General features: G+C 46.7%; 12 protein-coding genes. 4 read left to right on the top strand and 8 right to left on the bottom strand.

Annotated features, from left to right (window positions below):
• Nucleotides 1–201 precede the first annotated feature (201 nt).
• Entirely contained in the window at nucleotides 202–453 is a 252-nt protein-coding gene (locus GT1_RS09290) for an anti-sigma-F factor Fin (RefSeq protein ID WP_188398472.1), read from the bottom strand.
• Nucleotides 450–866, bottom strand: a complete 417-nt coding sequence (locus GT1_RS09285) for a hypothetical protein (RefSeq protein WP_188398471.1) — start codon at nucleotides 864–866, stop codon at nucleotides 450–452. Before GT1_RS09285 ends, GT1_RS09290 begins: the two co-directional genes overlap by 4 nt.
• A 244-nt stretch (nucleotides 867–1,110) precedes the next feature.
• Here GT1_RS09285 and GT1_RS09280 point away from each other — a divergent pair, with 244 nt between their 5' ends.
• From GT1_RS09280 to GT1_RS09265, 4 genes are all read left to right on the top strand, one after another.
• Entirely contained in the window at nucleotides 1,111–2,052 is a 942-nt protein-coding gene (locus GT1_RS09280; protein WP_188398470.1) for a hypothetical protein, read from the top strand.
• 189 nt (nucleotides 2,053–2,241) lie between these two features.
• Nucleotides 2,242–3,252 carry a formimidoylglutamase gene (gene hutG / locus GT1_RS09275; protein WP_188398469.1) on the top strand — a complete coding sequence of 337 codons (1,011 nt, stop codon included), beginning with the start codon at nucleotides 2,242–2,244 and terminating at the stop codon, nucleotides 3,250–3,252.
• Nucleotides 3,253–3,369: 117 nt separating this feature from the next.
• Nucleotides 3,370–4,260 carry a glutamate formimidoyltransferase gene (gene ftcD, locus GT1_RS09270; protein ID WP_188398468.1) on the top strand — a complete coding sequence of 297 codons (891 nt, stop codon included), beginning with the start codon at nucleotides 3,370–3,372 and terminating at the stop codon, nucleotides 4,258–4,260.
• Nucleotides 4,261–4,275: 15 nt separating this feature from the next.
• Nucleotides 4,276–4,902, top strand: a complete 627-nt coding sequence (locus GT1_RS09265; protein ID WP_188398467.1) for a cyclodeaminase/cyclohydrolase family protein — start codon at nucleotides 4,276–4,278, stop codon at nucleotides 4,900–4,902.
• A 232-nt stretch (nucleotides 4,903–5,134) separates the two neighbouring features.
• Here GT1_RS09265 and GT1_RS22645 read toward each other — a convergent pair whose 3' ends face one another.
• From GT1_RS22645 to GT1_RS09235, 6 genes are all read right to left on the bottom strand, one after another.
• Nucleotides 5,135–5,953, bottom strand: a complete 819-nt coding sequence (locus GT1_RS22645; RefSeq protein WP_188398466.1) for a methyl-accepting chemotaxis protein — start codon at nucleotides 5,951–5,953, stop codon at nucleotides 5,135–5,137.
• A 153-nt stretch (nucleotides 5,954–6,106) separates the two neighbouring features.
• A complete protein-coding gene (locus GT1_RS09255; RefSeq protein WP_075752577.1) occupies nucleotides 6,107–7,438 on the bottom strand; it encodes a YjiH family protein in 1,332 nt (443 codons plus the stop codon).
• A 488-nt stretch (nucleotides 7,439–7,926) separates the two neighbouring features.
• Nucleotides 7,927–9,207 carry an imidazolonepropionase gene (hutI, locus tag GT1_RS09250; protein ID WP_188398465.1) on the bottom strand — a complete coding sequence of 427 codons (1,281 nt, stop codon included), beginning with the start codon at nucleotides 9,205–9,207 and terminating at the stop codon, nucleotides 7,927–7,929.
• Nucleotides 9,208–9,282: 75 nt separating this feature from the next.
• A complete protein-coding gene (locus GT1_RS09245) occupies nucleotides 9,283–11,313 on the bottom strand; it encodes a urocanate hydratase (protein WP_188398464.1) in 2,031 nt (676 codons plus the stop codon).
• Nucleotides 11,314–11,448: 135 nt separating this feature from the next.
• Nucleotides 11,449–12,978, bottom strand: a complete 1,530-nt coding sequence (hutH, locus tag GT1_RS09240) for a histidine ammonia-lyase (protein ID WP_188398463.1) — start codon at nucleotides 12,976–12,978, stop codon at nucleotides 11,449–11,451.
• A gap of 285 nt (nucleotides 12,979–13,263) precedes the next feature.
• Nucleotides 13,264–14,652, bottom strand: a complete 1,389-nt coding sequence (locus GT1_RS09235) for an amino acid permease (protein ID WP_188398462.1) — start codon at nucleotides 14,650–14,652, stop codon at nucleotides 13,264–13,266.
• Nucleotides 14,653–14,784 lie beyond the last annotated feature (132 nt).

Here is a 14,784-nt window from a genome sequence, read left to right as displayed (position 1 = left end):
TTAGCCCCATTTGAATCTTAGTCGGAATTATCCGGGGACTTAACCGCTCGCCTGTGCCCGTAGGGGTATAACTCCCGCTTGCAGAAGCGGGAGTCTTAGAGCAGGTTAGTCATTGGATAATTTTTTTATTGGATTTCAAAAGGGCTTTAGCCTAGGCTAAAGCCCTTACATATTTATGTTTTTGCAAAAGCTATTTATTCATTAATGAATATAGCTTTTATTGGCAGTCGTCGTCATGCCCAGTCCGATGGTATCCTCCAAACCCATGGCGGCAATACAGGAATCACACAACGATTTTACATACATAGCATTTTGCGCAGCATCAATCTTAATTATATCCTGGCGTTCCTGGGCAGTCAAGCAATCAAACCCAAACTTGGCTTCATCTACTTGATCTACTTCTAATGTATCGATAGGTTCATTACAATATTCACAAGTATAAAAAATTTTCATGGGTTATCCCTCTTTCTTGAATTTTTGCCGGCACGTTCAGCCAACAGCCGGATAACAGCAACATTGTAGACAAGATGCAGTACAATGCCTGCGGCCAGCCCCAGCCAGACAGTGCCTGTCATGGCCAGAACACCGGCAGTAGCCACTCCAAACAAACTGTGGCCGGCAAGGCTCAGCGCCGGTGCCGCCAGCCCACCGCCTTCCTGGTACCAGTCATATACTGCCTCAATAGCACCAAATATCACATGCACAGCAATAAGCTCAGCCCCCAGATAATAGGCCAGCAGCGTTTTGGCAGCTTCCTCCGCAACCGGTCCCAGGCTAATAACGGTGACCGGTCCGATATACCGCAGGAACAGCCGGTTAAGTAAAAAGCTCAGGCTGGCCATCAGCGCAGCAATTATATAGACCATGAGTTGTCCTCGCAATAGACAGGTAAGAGTACCCTATGAATCCAGCGCAATAATGTTAGCTGCAAGCTTGGGGTTATGATAGTACAAAATCTACAATTATTATTTCCCAAGAGAACAGCCATGTATACTCCAGCATGCCTTGACGGTATTTTTTGCATTACCATCACTATAGCAACAGGAAAAAACTGCATATGCGGCGAAATTATTTTTAAATCAATGAACAAATAGCTTTGGAGGGATAATTTTGCAAAAATTTTATAACCAACTAGTACGCCTGGCAGCCTTGGCGCTGGCTATCATCTGGTGCCTGCCGGGCATGGCGCTGGCGGCACCGAAAGAAAAGGCCCCCACGTCGCTTGTGCCTGTAAAAATCACCGTACTGGCCACAGCCGGAGTTAACGGCCATCTTATGAATTGGAATTATGACCTTTCCCGGAAAACCGATTTTGGGCTTGTACGGATTTCCAGCCTGGTGAAAAAAGAACGCCAGAGTAATCCGAACGTGCTGTTGGTGGACGGAGGCAACATGCTGTCCGGCTCATCCTTAACCAGCTATTTTGCAAGCGATCCGCTGCCCCTGCCGCCCCCGATGACTGCCATGTACAACTATCTTGGCTATGATGCCGTAACGCTTGGTGAAGGCGAATTGGCCTATGGTCAGGCTTACCTGTCCAAATCACTGGCAATAGCAAAATTCCCGATGTTATCAGCTAACGCCCATTTTTCAGACAAAAACAACACCTTACCGGCTATTAAGCCTTATACCATCAAAGAGTTTGAAGTAAGCCAAGGCAAGAAAAAGGAAAAACTCCGCATCGCCATTATCGGCGGTTCAACCATCAGCCCTTATGCCAATCAGGTTGACGGGCTTACCTTTACCGATCGCGATAAAGCCATTAATGACATCGTCAAAAAAATCCAGAAAAAGGTAGACGCTGTCATTATTGTGAAAAATGACGGCTTAACCGTAAACGGAATTACAGCTGTCGAGCCCGGCAAATTGGGCAGCAGCATCAGCAAAACAGAAATAACCTTTGTCAAAGCAAAAAAACAATGGGTGGCTGTACAGTCAGAAACCTCCAGCCTGCTTACCTTAACCGCAGCACCAGACAAAGGAATGGAGGATGCGATCTGGCCGTATCATGATGCCACACTCCAGTACCTAACCAAACGCCCTCAGCAATAAGCTGACAGATGCCATAAAAAGCAAAAGACGGCAAACCGGCGCAATAGCCGGAAAGCCCACTTGCGGCGATACTCTAAGAGGCAGAACTTCTGCCTCTTAGTTTTGTTTTGGCGATTCATTGACGCTGACAACGGTAAAATATATTGTAATCCTGTCGGGGTTCTATTATTACTGAAAGGTTTGATGATAATGTTCGATGATAGATATCTGGCAACCGATATGAGTATATGGCAAGGCCGCACCGACAGTTTTGACAACTATGATGCATTTAGATGGCATCAGTGGATACGGGGCTGGGATTTAGAAGAGGATACCCTGTTGGCATGCAATAAGCAGGGATTTGCGCTAGTGGGGTTTTGCTGCGATGAGGGTATCAGACGCAATAAAGGCCGTGAAGGCGCTGCCATGGGTCCTGCAAGCATTCGCAGGGAGCTTGCCAATTTACCGTGCTCATTTTCCCCTGAGGTTATGCTGGTGGATGCCGGCAATATCCTGTGTGAGGATGGCAATTTGGCTGCCAGTCAGGCTGCACTTGCCAATGCCGTTTGTCGCATCCGCAGCGCTGGCCTGTTCCCTATTGTTCTTGGCGGCGGACATGAGGTGGCTTTAGGACACTACAATGGGCATGTGAAATTTTTAAATCAATCCCACGACAAGCCCAATGTGAGTGTAATAAACTTTGACGCCCATTTTGACCTTCGTCCCGTACACCAGGAAGGCAGTTCCGGCACTATGTTCAGGCAAATTGCCGAGGAGGCCTTAAGCCAGGGGCAAAAATTCAATTATTTATGCATGGGCATTCAACGCACCAGTAATACTCTGGAGCTTTTTAAAACAGCCGAACGCCTAGGGGTTACCCATGTGCTTGCCGGCGACATTAATTCCCGCAAAGATGAACATGTATTAGATAAATTAGATGACTTTACCCAGGCAAATGAAAATATTTATCTGACCATATGTGCTGATGTCTTTTCTTCGGCTTTTGCCCCCGGCGTCAGCGCCGCCCAGCCTTTAGGATTGCATCCGGAGGATGTGTTACGTTATATCAAGCACATTATCCGTACAAATAAAGTAGTAGGTTTTGATATTGCCGAGGTTTCACCCCGTTTTGACCGAGATCATGCAACAGCCAGCCTTGCGAAAATCCTTGTTTTCTCGGTGATTGACACCATCTGCCGGTTAAAGGGGCTGGCCCGGTGAGTGATAGCTCCTTGTCTGTAGAAAATTTGACGTTCTCTTGACGCCTGCTGGTTTATTATACATAGTGGTGGCAAATATATAGTAAATAAAAAAATTTATTATAAGGAGAATAGCAAAATGAGCAAACTTGTTGAATGTGTACCTAATTTTAGTGAAGGACGCCGTCCTGAGGTAATAGCAGCTATTGTTGAGGAAGTAAAAAAAGTTGCGGGGGTTTCGCTTTTAAACGTTAACTCAGACGCCAGCCATAACCGCACGGTAGTTACTTTTGTCGGCGAACCGCAGGCAGCCAAGCTTGCCGCTTTCAATGCCTGTGCCAAAGCGGCTGAGCTTATTGATATGGAGCAGCATCAGGGAGAACATCCCCGCGTAGGCGCTACCGATGTTATTCCCTTTATTCCGGTAAGTGAAGTTACCATGGAAGAATGTGTTGAGCTTGCCAATGAATTAGGCCGGGAAATTGCCGAGAAACTTGACATTCCGGTATATCTGTATGAAGCGGCTGCCAAACTGCCGGCCCGGGTTAAATTGCCTGATGTCCGCAAAGGCGAATACGAAGGCCTGAAGACAGCTATCACCTCACCGGAACGCCAGCCAGACTATGGCCCTGCCCGGATGCATCCAACCGCAGGCGCTACCGTGGTCGGCGCACGGCAGTTTTTAATTGCCTATAATATCAACTTAAGCACAAGTGATGTCAACATTGCAAAAAAAATTGCGGGCAGCATCCGTGAAGCTAAAGGCGGCTACAAATATTGCCGGGCTATGGGAGTAATGATTGAAGACAGAAACATGGCACAAGTTACCATTAATATGGTAGACTATACAGGGACACCGCTGCACCGGGTATTCGAAACCGTCAAATCAGAAGCTGCCCGGTATGGTGTCAGTGTCATCGGCAGCGAGGTTGTCGGTATGATACCGCTCCAGGCACTGATTGACACAGCCGATTTCTACCTGCGGTTCGAAGGCTTTGAGCGCAAGCAGGTGCTTGAAGAGAATATTTAAAAAGGGGTCGAAAACATGCTCATTCAAATGAAAATCACAGATTTTCTGGAAGAACTGGGTTCCAATTCACCGGCACCGGGGGGCGGCAGTATCTCGGCCTTAGCCGGTGCACTCGGCGGAGCCTTAACAGCCATGGTATGCCGCTTGACAGTTGACAATAGCAAATATGCGGAAGTTCAAAGTGAAATCCAGGCAATCCTTGCAGAAGCAGACAGGCTGTCTGCCAAGCTGACCAACTGTGTTGATGCTGATACCGAAGCCTTTAATCAGGTAATGGCCGCCTACAAACTGCCGAAAGCAACCGATGCCGAGAAGGCCGCCAGAAGTGAGGCCATTCAAAAAGCCATGCAGCATGCCGCTGATTTGCCGCTGGGTGTGGCTGAGTGCTGTTTAAGGGTACTGGCAATGTCCGGACGTGTTCTTAAAATAGGCAACGCCAATGCTGCCAGTGACGCCGCAGTTGCCGGACTAATGGCCCATGCCGGTCTCCATGGCGCACTATATAACGTAAAAATTAATTTAGGCAGCATTAAAGATGAAAAGTTTGTGGCAAATACCCAAACTAAAGTTTCAGCAATAATAGAAGAAGATAAAGTGCTGCATCAAGAGCTTCTGGCTACCGCCAGCCAGGTTATCGGCTGATAGCCGGGTGCTGCAGACTTTGCCCATATATAATATAAAAGCGTTCAGACTATTTAGTCTGAACGCTTTTATATTACTCCCACCGTTTTTATCCGATGACTACTCGCTCTAAGACTCCCGCTTCCATAAGCGTGAGTTATACCCCTACGAGCACAGGCGAGCGAGTAAGTCCCTGGATAATTCCGACTAGGATTCAGATGGGATTAAAACCCCACCTGAATCAAATCTCCATTTATCTCTGCAATTTTGCGACTCGCTCAACCTCACCGGCTGTGGCAACCAACTGCTGCAGGGAAGCCGATATTTCCTCAGTCGCGGCAGCCTGGCGTTCTCCCACCTCGGCCGTACTAATAACCGTACTAACCAATGAGTCGGTTTCTTTTTGTATATTCTGCAGTATGCCTTTTATATTTTTTACTGCCTCAGCACTATTTACAGCCATTTTGCGGATTTCCTCGGCCACCACCGCAAAGCCTCTGCCATGTTCCCCGGCCCGTGCTGCTTCGATGGCGGCATTAAGGCCAAGCAAATTTGAGTTTGCAGCAACATCACTGACAAAACGCAAGATACCGTCGGTTTTTTGTATGTCGCCAAGAACCCGTTCCCCACTGCTGCGTATGTCCCCCAAGTTACTTGCCAGACGGGTTGCCGTCCCGGCCAATTCTCCCGAGGTAGCTGACAATTGCTCGGTTGTGGATGCTATTGTTTGAGCTGTCTCATTAAGAGCATGCTGGGTTTCCATACTGACAGCGCAGGATATGGCTCCAACCAGTTCTCCTGCTTCAAATATCGGCATACATGTCGCCTTGGCATGAAATCCGTATACTTCATACGGAAGCATCTTATGTACACTGCGTTTAGTTCTTAAACATTCGTCAACAGCGCCACCACTTGGCACCTTGCCACCGACAGGATTGTTTAGTTTAAAACTCTCCGCATTGAGAAAGTGGACAACATTCCCCTCTGCGTCGGCAATCATAATACTGCAATCATATGTGTTTAATTTCTGATAAAGACCGGCCGAATTAATTGCTGCTTCCAGTTGGTTCATACGGCTTCCTCCCGTCAATTGATTTGGGATTTCTTCTCCCCCATACATATTGATTACGGCAACGTTCGCAGGCAAAAGGGACTTACCCTTAGCGTGAGCAAGTCCCTTATACCTATTTTGATAGGCTTTATCCCTTAAATGCTACCTTGGTATTCAGAACAGCCAATATGCAATAGGTGTTGTTATAATTAGTGTAAGTATTGTTCTCTGAAACCATATTAAAACTATCTCAGGTATACTGAGTGGTATTTCAGTTGACAATATGCACGGTATTGACGCCGAGAAAAACAATATCGCAGAAATTGATACTACAGCTATTACGAATTTGGTTACCAAAGGAGCACCAGCAACCAATAATGCCGGTAAAAACATCTCTGCTATGCCGACTGCACATGCTTTTGCAGCCAAAAACGGCTCTGGCAGTTGGAGCAATAACGTCACCGGATAAAAAACATACCCCACTATGTCAAATACAGGTGTGTATTTTGCCAAAATCAAGCCAATTAATCCCACAGACATAATTGACGGCAGTATTCCCATCGCCATAACCAAACCGTCTTTTAAATTATCAATAATGTTTTTTCCTATTGGGACAGAAATTTCAGCACCTTCCATGCCGGCTGCCCACGCACTTTTTAATAGATTTCCCTCGTTGTAGTTCTCCGGAGATCCTTCTTGATTATTATAGTACTCATCAGGTTTCGTGCTCAACGGTCTTATTCTGGCAGTAATGGCAGTGACGATAAAAGTAATTACCAGTGTTATCCAAAAATACTCATTCCACAAATGCATGATGCCTAAGGTTTTTGCAACGATAATCATAAAGGTTGCCGATACGGTGGAAAACCCTGTAGCAATGATCGCCGCTTCTTTAGTTGTGTATTTTCCTTCTTTATATACCCTATTGGTAATTAACAGAGCAAGTGAATAACTGCCTACAAAAGAAGCAACAGCATCAACAGCCGAACGCCCCGGTGTTTTCCAGATAGGTTTCATAATTGGCTTTACCAAGGCACCAATAAATTCCATTAGACCATAGCCAACTAAAAATGCCAAAAAGACCGAACCTAAAGGCACAATTACTCCCACTGAAAGAACCAATGCATTGAATAAAAATGGAATCATATCCTTCTCAAACAACCAAGCGGGTCCAATCTTGAAAAAGGCCATAAATCCAATTATGATACCTAATAGCTTAAGCACAGAAAATACTATTGCTACCTTAGTTTTATTCCATGTTTTTGTATAAAAAGGATATAATCCGCCTAAAACAATAATTACCAGGCCATAAATTCTAACACCTTCCGGCGATAAGCCTTTTATTGCATTAACCAGATGGTCTATTGGGATAGTTTCCTTGCCGTTTATAGTTATGGTTATAAAAAACATGAATATTCCAACTGCACTATAAACTAAAAACTTCAACATATTAGCTGTATTATTGGCTTTAAGATTTGCATTTACTGCTTTTTCCATAGTATTCATTCTTACCTTCCCTCCCGACTAATGCCGTATTAATTCGCTGGCCTTGGGCAGCTTGCCCTCTCTCTTCCCTACGGAAGCCTCTCCTTTCGAATAGAATACATTTGATAAGACCTTAATCTTAAGGTTTTATCGTAGTGGAATAGTAATAATACTGGGATCCTTTGATTCTGAAGTTGCCGTTTTGGTATCGCCAAATGATTCCCCAGATTACGAAGATTACGAATATACTTTTATAATAAACTACAATCGTCGATATAACGTCAACACCTTCAGACAGGGTTTTAACCCCCATCTGAAGGTTAGGTGCCAGCTGACTATTTAAACGACTCATCCTGATAAATTGCGTTCTCTTGAAATAGGGTCACTAAACTTTTGTATCTAACCTCAAATATACTTGCTTTGGAAAAAAAGAGGACTTGCCCTTAGTGTGAATGATTCTGCATTCCGCGAAAAATTCACAGCTAAAAGCAAGTCCATTATTCTGATGGTTAACAGGTCTTATCCCATACAACTTTTCCGTGCTTTATTACTTTACTCACAATGTTCATACCGGCATGATAGACTAAAAACTGGTGTGACGGATACTCTAAGAGAACCAGATCTGCCTCCTTGCCTACCTCTAAACTGCCTACCCGGTGGGCCGCTCCTACGGCAGCAGCGCCATTGATTGTCAATGCATTGACTATCTCTGCCGCTGTCATACCAAGCTGAGTTGCCGCAAGCGCGGCTACCAGCGGAATAGAATGACTAAAGCAGCTGCCCGGATTGTAGTCGGTCGCCAAGGCCACCGCGGTACCGCTGTCAATCATTGTCCGCGCCCGGGCATACGGTTCCCTAAGGCAAAATGCTGTCATCGGCAAAATAGTAGCCACTGTTCCACTGGTTCCCAAAGCGCTAATCCCGGCATCAGAAGCCTGCAGCAGATGGTCGGCCGAACAAGCCCCAAGCTCGGCTGCCAGTTCAGCTCCGCCCAAAGAAACAATCTCATCGGCATGCAATTTAGCCTTGAGTCCCAGGGCTTTGGCGGCTGTCAGAATACGCCGCGACTGTTCTATCGAAAATATGCCTTTTTCACAGAATACATCACAGAAAACGGCTACTCCCTGCTCGGCAACAGCCGGCAGCACCTCATCAATGATAAAATCCACATACTCATCGGTTCGCCCTTTATAATCAGGCGGTATCGCATGAGCCCCCATAAAAGTCGGCACAACGTCCACCGGATGTTCCCGGTTCAGCTCATCCATGACTGCCAGTTGCCGCAGTTCTGTTTCAGAGTCCAGACCATAACCGCTCTTGCCCTCAACGGTAGTGACACCCATAGCCAGCATGGCATCCAGACGCTGCCTGCCCAAAGCCTTCAGTTCTTCCTTGGTGGCTTGCCTGGTAGCCTTAACCGTGTTCAAAATACCGCCGCCACGCTCAAGAATCTCCAGGTACGGCAAACCGCCCAGCCGCCAGAAAAACTCGTCAGCACGATAGCCCCCAAATACCAAGTGCGTATGGGAATCAACAAATCCGGGTAATACACACCTGCCGGCAGCGTCCACTATCTCGCACTGAGCCTGGTCCACTTCCGGCAACTCATCGGTCTTGCCTACCCAGATAATTTTGCCGTCTTGTGCCAGCAAGGCTCCATCTGTAATAATTCCCATTTCTGCCATGGCCGCCCCCGCTTTGGGGGCCGGTCCGGCACAAGTTACCAGTTCGGCAGCATGTTTAATCAATAAAAATTTCTTGTCAGATTTTTGGATAAAACAGTCTCTCATGCTATTGCTCCTCTCAGCCCAGATATAGGTTTAGGATTTAGGATTTAGCCAATTCTAAATCCTAAATCCTATCATTTATTTCGCGAACAATTTAGCAACCAATCCCTCGACCAGCTCTTCTTCCGGAATATAGGGCAGGGTTGCGTGTCCCTTACCTGCATAATTCTGGTTGAACTCTACAATGGTTTCGATGGAGTGTTCATTTCTGGCCCAAGCCCGCCGGGCAACACCGCCAATAACGTCCCACAGCATAGCTTGCTTGAGTATCTCATCAACCCGGTGGCTGCCGTCAAGCACCATTCCAAAACCGCCGTTAATGGATTTACCAATACCCACACCGCCGCCATTGTGCAAGGCTACCAGGCTCATACCCCGGGCAGCGTTGCCGGCAAAGCACTGCACTGCCATGTCGGCCATGACGTTACTGCCGTCTTTAATGTTGGCAGTCTCTCTAAACGGTGAGTCTGTACCGCTGACATCATGATGATCCCGCCCCAGCATAACAGGTCCAATTTCCTGGTTACGAACCATCTCATTAAACTTAAGGGCTATCTTAAGCCGGCCCTCAGCATCCTGATACAGAATCCGCGCCTGCGTACCAACCACAAGTTTGTTTTGTTCGGCATCGCGAATCCAGATATAATTGTCGCGGTCCTGACCTCGGCGGTTAGGATCAATACACTCCATGGCCGCTTTATCAGTCTTCTGCAAATCTTCCGGAGCACCGCTCAGGCACACCCAGCGGAACGGTCCATAGCCATAGTCAAACAGTTCCGGCCCCATAATATCTTCTACATAGGACGGGAAAATAAAGCCGTCACGCTCGTCATACCCGTTCTTGGCAACTTCCTTGACACCGGCATCATAAATAGCTTTCAGGAAGGCATTGCCGTAATCAAAGAAATACGTACCGCGTTCACTAAGTATCTTGATCAATTCAAAATGACGCTTAAGGCTCTTGTCAACCAAAGCCCGGAATTTCTGCCGGTCACTTGCTAAGAGTTCGGTACGTTCATCAAAAGTCAAGCCCTGGGGACAATACCCGCCATCATAGGCTACATGGCAGGAGGTCTGATCAGATAAAAGCGGAATGTGTTTGTTGTTGGCAACAGCATATTCCAGTAAATCTACGATATTGCCGTGGTAAGCAATGGAAACCGGTTCTTTCTTTTGCTGATATTCTTCTGCCAGTGAAAATACTTCTTCCACCTTGTCAGATACCTTGCTGACCCACCCCTGATCATAACGGGTTTTAATGCGCGAATAATCTACTTCCGCAACAATGCCTACACCACCGGCAATCTCAATAGCCTTAGGCTGAGCGCCGCTCATGCCGCCTAAACCGGAAGAAACAAACAGATGTCCTCCGAGATCGCCTTCTGCCGGAATACCCAGCCGCTTTCTGCCTGCGGTAAGAAGGGTATTAAAGGTACCGTGAACAATGCCCTGCGGCCCAATATACATCCAGCCCCCTGCAGTCATTTGCCCGTAGTTGGCCACACCCATTTGTTCGGCAATCTCCCAATCATCCTGATTGTCAAACATGCCAATCATCAGCGCGTTAGTAATGATTACCCGGGGTGCTTCAGGCTTAGACGGAAACAGTCCCAGCGGATGACCGGATTCCAGAACCAGGGTCTGCTGGTCGGTCATGACTTCCAGGTATTTTTTGATAAGCTGATACTGCAGCCAATTCTGACAAACGCTGCCGGTTTCGCCATAGGTAACCAGCTCATAGGGATAGAGTGCCACAGCAGGGTCCAAGTTGTTGTCAATCATTACCTGGAAAGCCTTGCCTTCCACACAGTTGCCCTTGTATTCGTCAATAGGCTTTCCGGACAACTTTTCTTTCGGCATATAACGATAGGCATAAATTCGCCCGAAAGTGCGTAATTCCTCCAGAAACTCCGGCGCCAGTACTCTATGCAGCTCGGCAGGCACATACCGCAGCGCGTTCTTTAAGGCTACTTTAGTCTGATCAGGCGTCAGCCGGAAGCCGCGATTAGGAGCGCGTCTGATTCCCTCTTCAAATACAGGCATCTCCGGCAGAGTATTATCAAGCTTGATTGTCATTGCATTGCCAATCCCAGTATTGTTTATCACCATGTTTTATCCTCCCCTATGACTATTTCAGGTTTCTTTTTTCCAATCTATCACAGTTTCCGTCTATCAAACGTCAAATTAGGTTAATCCCCAAACTTAATATTTTCTGTCCCTAGTACCGCACTGCCTGTAACTGGCTTAATAGATTTTCATCGGACCAATAGCCGCCTCTACCACTTTAATCAGGGAGCCGTCAGCGATTAGCCGATATATATTTTGGATGTCAGGTGCCGGTATCCGGTCTTCGTCCAAGTGCGGCACGGCCTGGCGAATGGCCTTATGTGCCGCGCCGGTACCAACGCCTGGGGTCAGCGGGGCTAAAAAGTCAATGCCCTGGGCAGCCGCCAGACACTCAATCGCCAGAATATGGCGGACATTCTCCAAAATTTCCCGTGCCTGACGGGCCGCAATTGTTCCCATGCTGACATGATCCTCCTGGTTGGCCGAGGTAGGAATGGAGTCAGCACTTGCCGGATGCACCAGTACTTTGTTCTCCGACACTAACGAAGCTGCCGTATACTGGGTAATCATCAGCCCTGAATCTTCTCCCGGATAAGCAGTCAAAAATGACGGCAGTCCGCTCAAATGGGAATCCAGCAAACGGTTGGTACGCCGTTCCGAAATATTGCCAAGTTCGGCCAAGGCCAATTTCAGATAATCCATTACCAGGGCAATGGGCTGTCCATGAAAATTGCCGCCGGAAATGGCTTCACCGGTATCTGGCATAATTAACGGATTATCGGTAGCCGCATTGATCTCGATAGTAAGGGTTTCTTCCGCCCGCCGCAAAGCATCTTTGGAAGCACCATGTACCTGCGGAACACAACGCAAAGAGTACGCATCCTGTACTTTGGCACAATCGATATGCGACTCAATAATCGGACTGTTTTCAGTCAACCGCAGCATATTCTCCGTGGTAGCCACCTGTCCGATATGCGCTCTAACCTGACTAATTCGCGGATCAAAGGCAGTGCGGGTGCCCTTCAGGGCTTCGGTGCACAGAGCGGCTGCAACATCGGCGGTCTTCATCAGGTTCACAGCATCCTGCCATACCATTGAGCCGACAGCAGTCATTATTTGCGTACCATTAATCAAGGCCAGTCCTTCCTTACCGCCCAGGGCTATCGGTTCCAGGCCGCTCACTGTCAGTGCTTCTGCCCCACTCATTAACTTGCCATTAACATAAGCCTCGCCTTCTCCCAGCATGACTAACACCATATGGGACAGTGGCGCCAAATCACCGCTGGCTCCCACCGAGCCTTTTGACGGAATGGCTGGGGTTATGCGCTTGTTCAGCAGTTCTAAAAGCCGCTGTACCGTAGAAAGCCTAATCCCCGAATAGCCTTTGGCCAATGAGTTGGCCCGGAGCAGCATAACAGCCCGCACAACATCTTCCGGCAAATGCTCGCCCACACCGGTGGCATGACTAAGAATCAGGTTTTTTTGCAGTTTTTCTCTTTTTTCCTTAGAAATAAAGATTTGGCTAAAATTGCCGAAACCGGTGGAAATACCATATACCGGAGTCTCAGCTTCCAGGATTCTATCCACAATGGCGCGACTGTCCTCAATTTGTTTACGGCCCTGCTCGCTTAAACCTGCTTCCTCATACTCTCTGGCTACTTTTACAACATCTGATAGAGTTAACGCATATCCGTCTAATAATATCATGACTATACCTCCATTTTTTTGAAAATAAAAAAGAGGGTAAAACTCATCAATGAGTTTACCCCCTAATATCTCATAACTGTGGGCACGCTATTCAGTAACATTCGCATCTCACAAAAACCGGTAAAACTACTTCAATTAAACCATTCCGCCTACCCAGTTCTCATCTCTCGCATCTTAGGAAGGCACCTCATTTTTATAATAGTTGACAAGACTGCTAAAGTCAAGTCTAATATCTTTTCGACAAGGGAGGGTAAACTTATTTCCAAGCCTACCCCTTAGTTCTCATCATTTCATTATTGCTTTGGAACCCTCGCTGGCTTGTGGTTTGCATTTATAGCCAAGATACAGGACAATAAGCCAAATAGGGGTCAGGTACAAGGAAATGCGCCAGTCGCCGCCCATATACCCCATCAGGGCAAATACCATGGCCAAAAAGCCCATGCAAATATAGTTGGTGACAGGATACCATACTGCCGGAAAGTCGGTCTTTTCCCCTTGAGCTGACTTGGCCTTGCGGAATTTCATATGACTGACACTAATCATTACCCAGCTAATAATATCAGCAGAAACAACCAATGCCATCAGATAAACGAAAACCTGACTTTCGATAAGATAGTTTAAAAATACCACCAAGCCCATCAGGAAAGACGAAAATAACACTCCCGCTACCGGTATTTGCGCCTTATTCAATTTTTTAAAAATGGCCGGAGCATTGCCTTGGTGCGCCAGATTATAAAGCATGCGTCCATTAGTGTAAAGACCGCTATTATAAGCTGAAAGAGCCGCCGTAATTACAACGACATTCAACAAGGCCGCTGCCGAGGAAATGCCTATTTTCGAGAAAATCTGGACAAAGGGACTGCCTTCGGCTCCGCCTACCCCTAATTGATTCCACGGATAGATCATCAAAATAACCAGCAAAGCGCCAACATAGAAAATCAATATCCGCCACATAACTTGGTTAATGGCCTTAGGAATAGTCTTTTTGGGATTATCGGCTTCCCCGGCTGCGACCCCTACCATTTCAGTCCCGCCGTAGGCAAACATGACAATAGCCAAAGAACAAAGGAAGCCTTCCAGACCATTGGCGAAAAAGCCGCCATGATTCCACAGATTACCCACACCGCTTGCGCTTCCTGCATCCCCTTTTAAGAGAATCAGTGTACCAAAAACAATCATACCGATAATGGCTACTACTTTGATAATGGCAAACCAGAATTCAAATTCTCCGTATAGCTTAACATTGATTAAATTAACCACAGTAAGAAAAGCCCAGCATACCAGGGCCGTGACCCACACCGGAATATCCGGCCACCAAAACTGAATATATTTCCCTACTACCGTCAGTTCTGCCATATTGACAAGCACATAGGCCATCCAATAATTCCAGCCTGACAGAAAACCGGGAAAATCCCCCCAGTACTTATAGGCAAAATGACTGAAGGAGCCTGATACAGGTTCGTCAACAAGCATTTCACCCATGTGACGCATAATCCAAAAAATGATGATACCGCCAATCAAGTAAGAAAGCATAACAGACGGGCCAGCTATTTGAATAGCTTTGGTTGATCCGTAAAACAGCCCTGTACCGATAGCCCCTCCCAAGGCAATCAATTGAATATGCCGGTTTTTTAGCCCTCTGTGCAATCCTTCAGCTTGAGAATGTTCGGACACTTCGTTTTCCCCTCTTTCTTTTTAATAATATAAAAAGGAGGCAAAACTCAAATAGAGTTTTGCCCCCTAATTTCTAATAGCTATAGGCATTTCTACAATTTTAAATTTTCTTAACTTTAAATATATTATAAG

It is taken from the genome of Sporomusa sp. GT1 (genome assembly GCF_014634905.1).
Taxonomy (GTDB): domain Bacteria; phylum Bacillota; class Negativicutes; order Sporomusales; family Sporomusaceae; genus Sporomusa; species Sporomusa sphaeroides.
Note: the sequence above shows the minus strand (reverse complement) of the source record. Positions and strands in the feature narration are given on the sequence as shown.

Bases quoted from the DNA above. Each gene is read 5' to 3' on its own strand.
- hutI (WP_188398465.1), bottom strand. From the start codon at position 9,207: ATGAGAGACTGTTTTATCCAAAAATCTGACAAGAAATTTTTATTGATT.
- hutH (WP_188398463.1), bottom strand. From the start codon at position 12,978: ATGATATTATTAGACGGATATGCGTTAACTCTATCAGATGTTGTAAAA.
- GT1_RS09255 (WP_075752577.1), bottom strand. From the start codon at position 7,438: ATGAATACTATGGAAAAAGCAGTAAATGCAAATCTTAAAGCCAATAAT.
- GT1_RS09265 (WP_188398467.1), top strand. From the start codon at position 4,276: ATGCTCATTCAAATGAAAATCACAGATTTTCTGGAAGAACTGGGTTCC.
- GT1_RS22645 (WP_188398466.1), bottom strand. From the start codon at position 5,953: ATGAACCAACTGGAAGCAGCAATTAATTCGGCCGGTCTTTATCAGAAA.
- GT1_RS09285 (WP_188398471.1), bottom strand. From the start codon at position 866: ATGGTCTATATAATTGCTGCGCTGATGGCCAGCCTGAGCTTTTTACTT.
- GT1_RS09245 (WP_188398464.1), bottom strand. From the start codon at position 11,313: ATGGTGATAAACAATACTGGGATTGGCAATGCAATGACAATCAAGCTT.
- GT1_RS09290 (WP_188398472.1), bottom strand. From the start codon at position 453: ATGAAAATTTTTTATACTTGTGAATATTGTAATGAACCTATCGATACA.
- hutG (WP_188398469.1), top strand. From the start codon at position 2,242: ATGTTCGATGATAGATATCTGGCAACCGATATGAGTATATGGCAAGGC.
- ftcD (WP_188398468.1), top strand. From the start codon at position 3,370: ATGAGCAAACTTGTTGAATGTGTACCTAATTTTAGTGAAGGACGCCGT.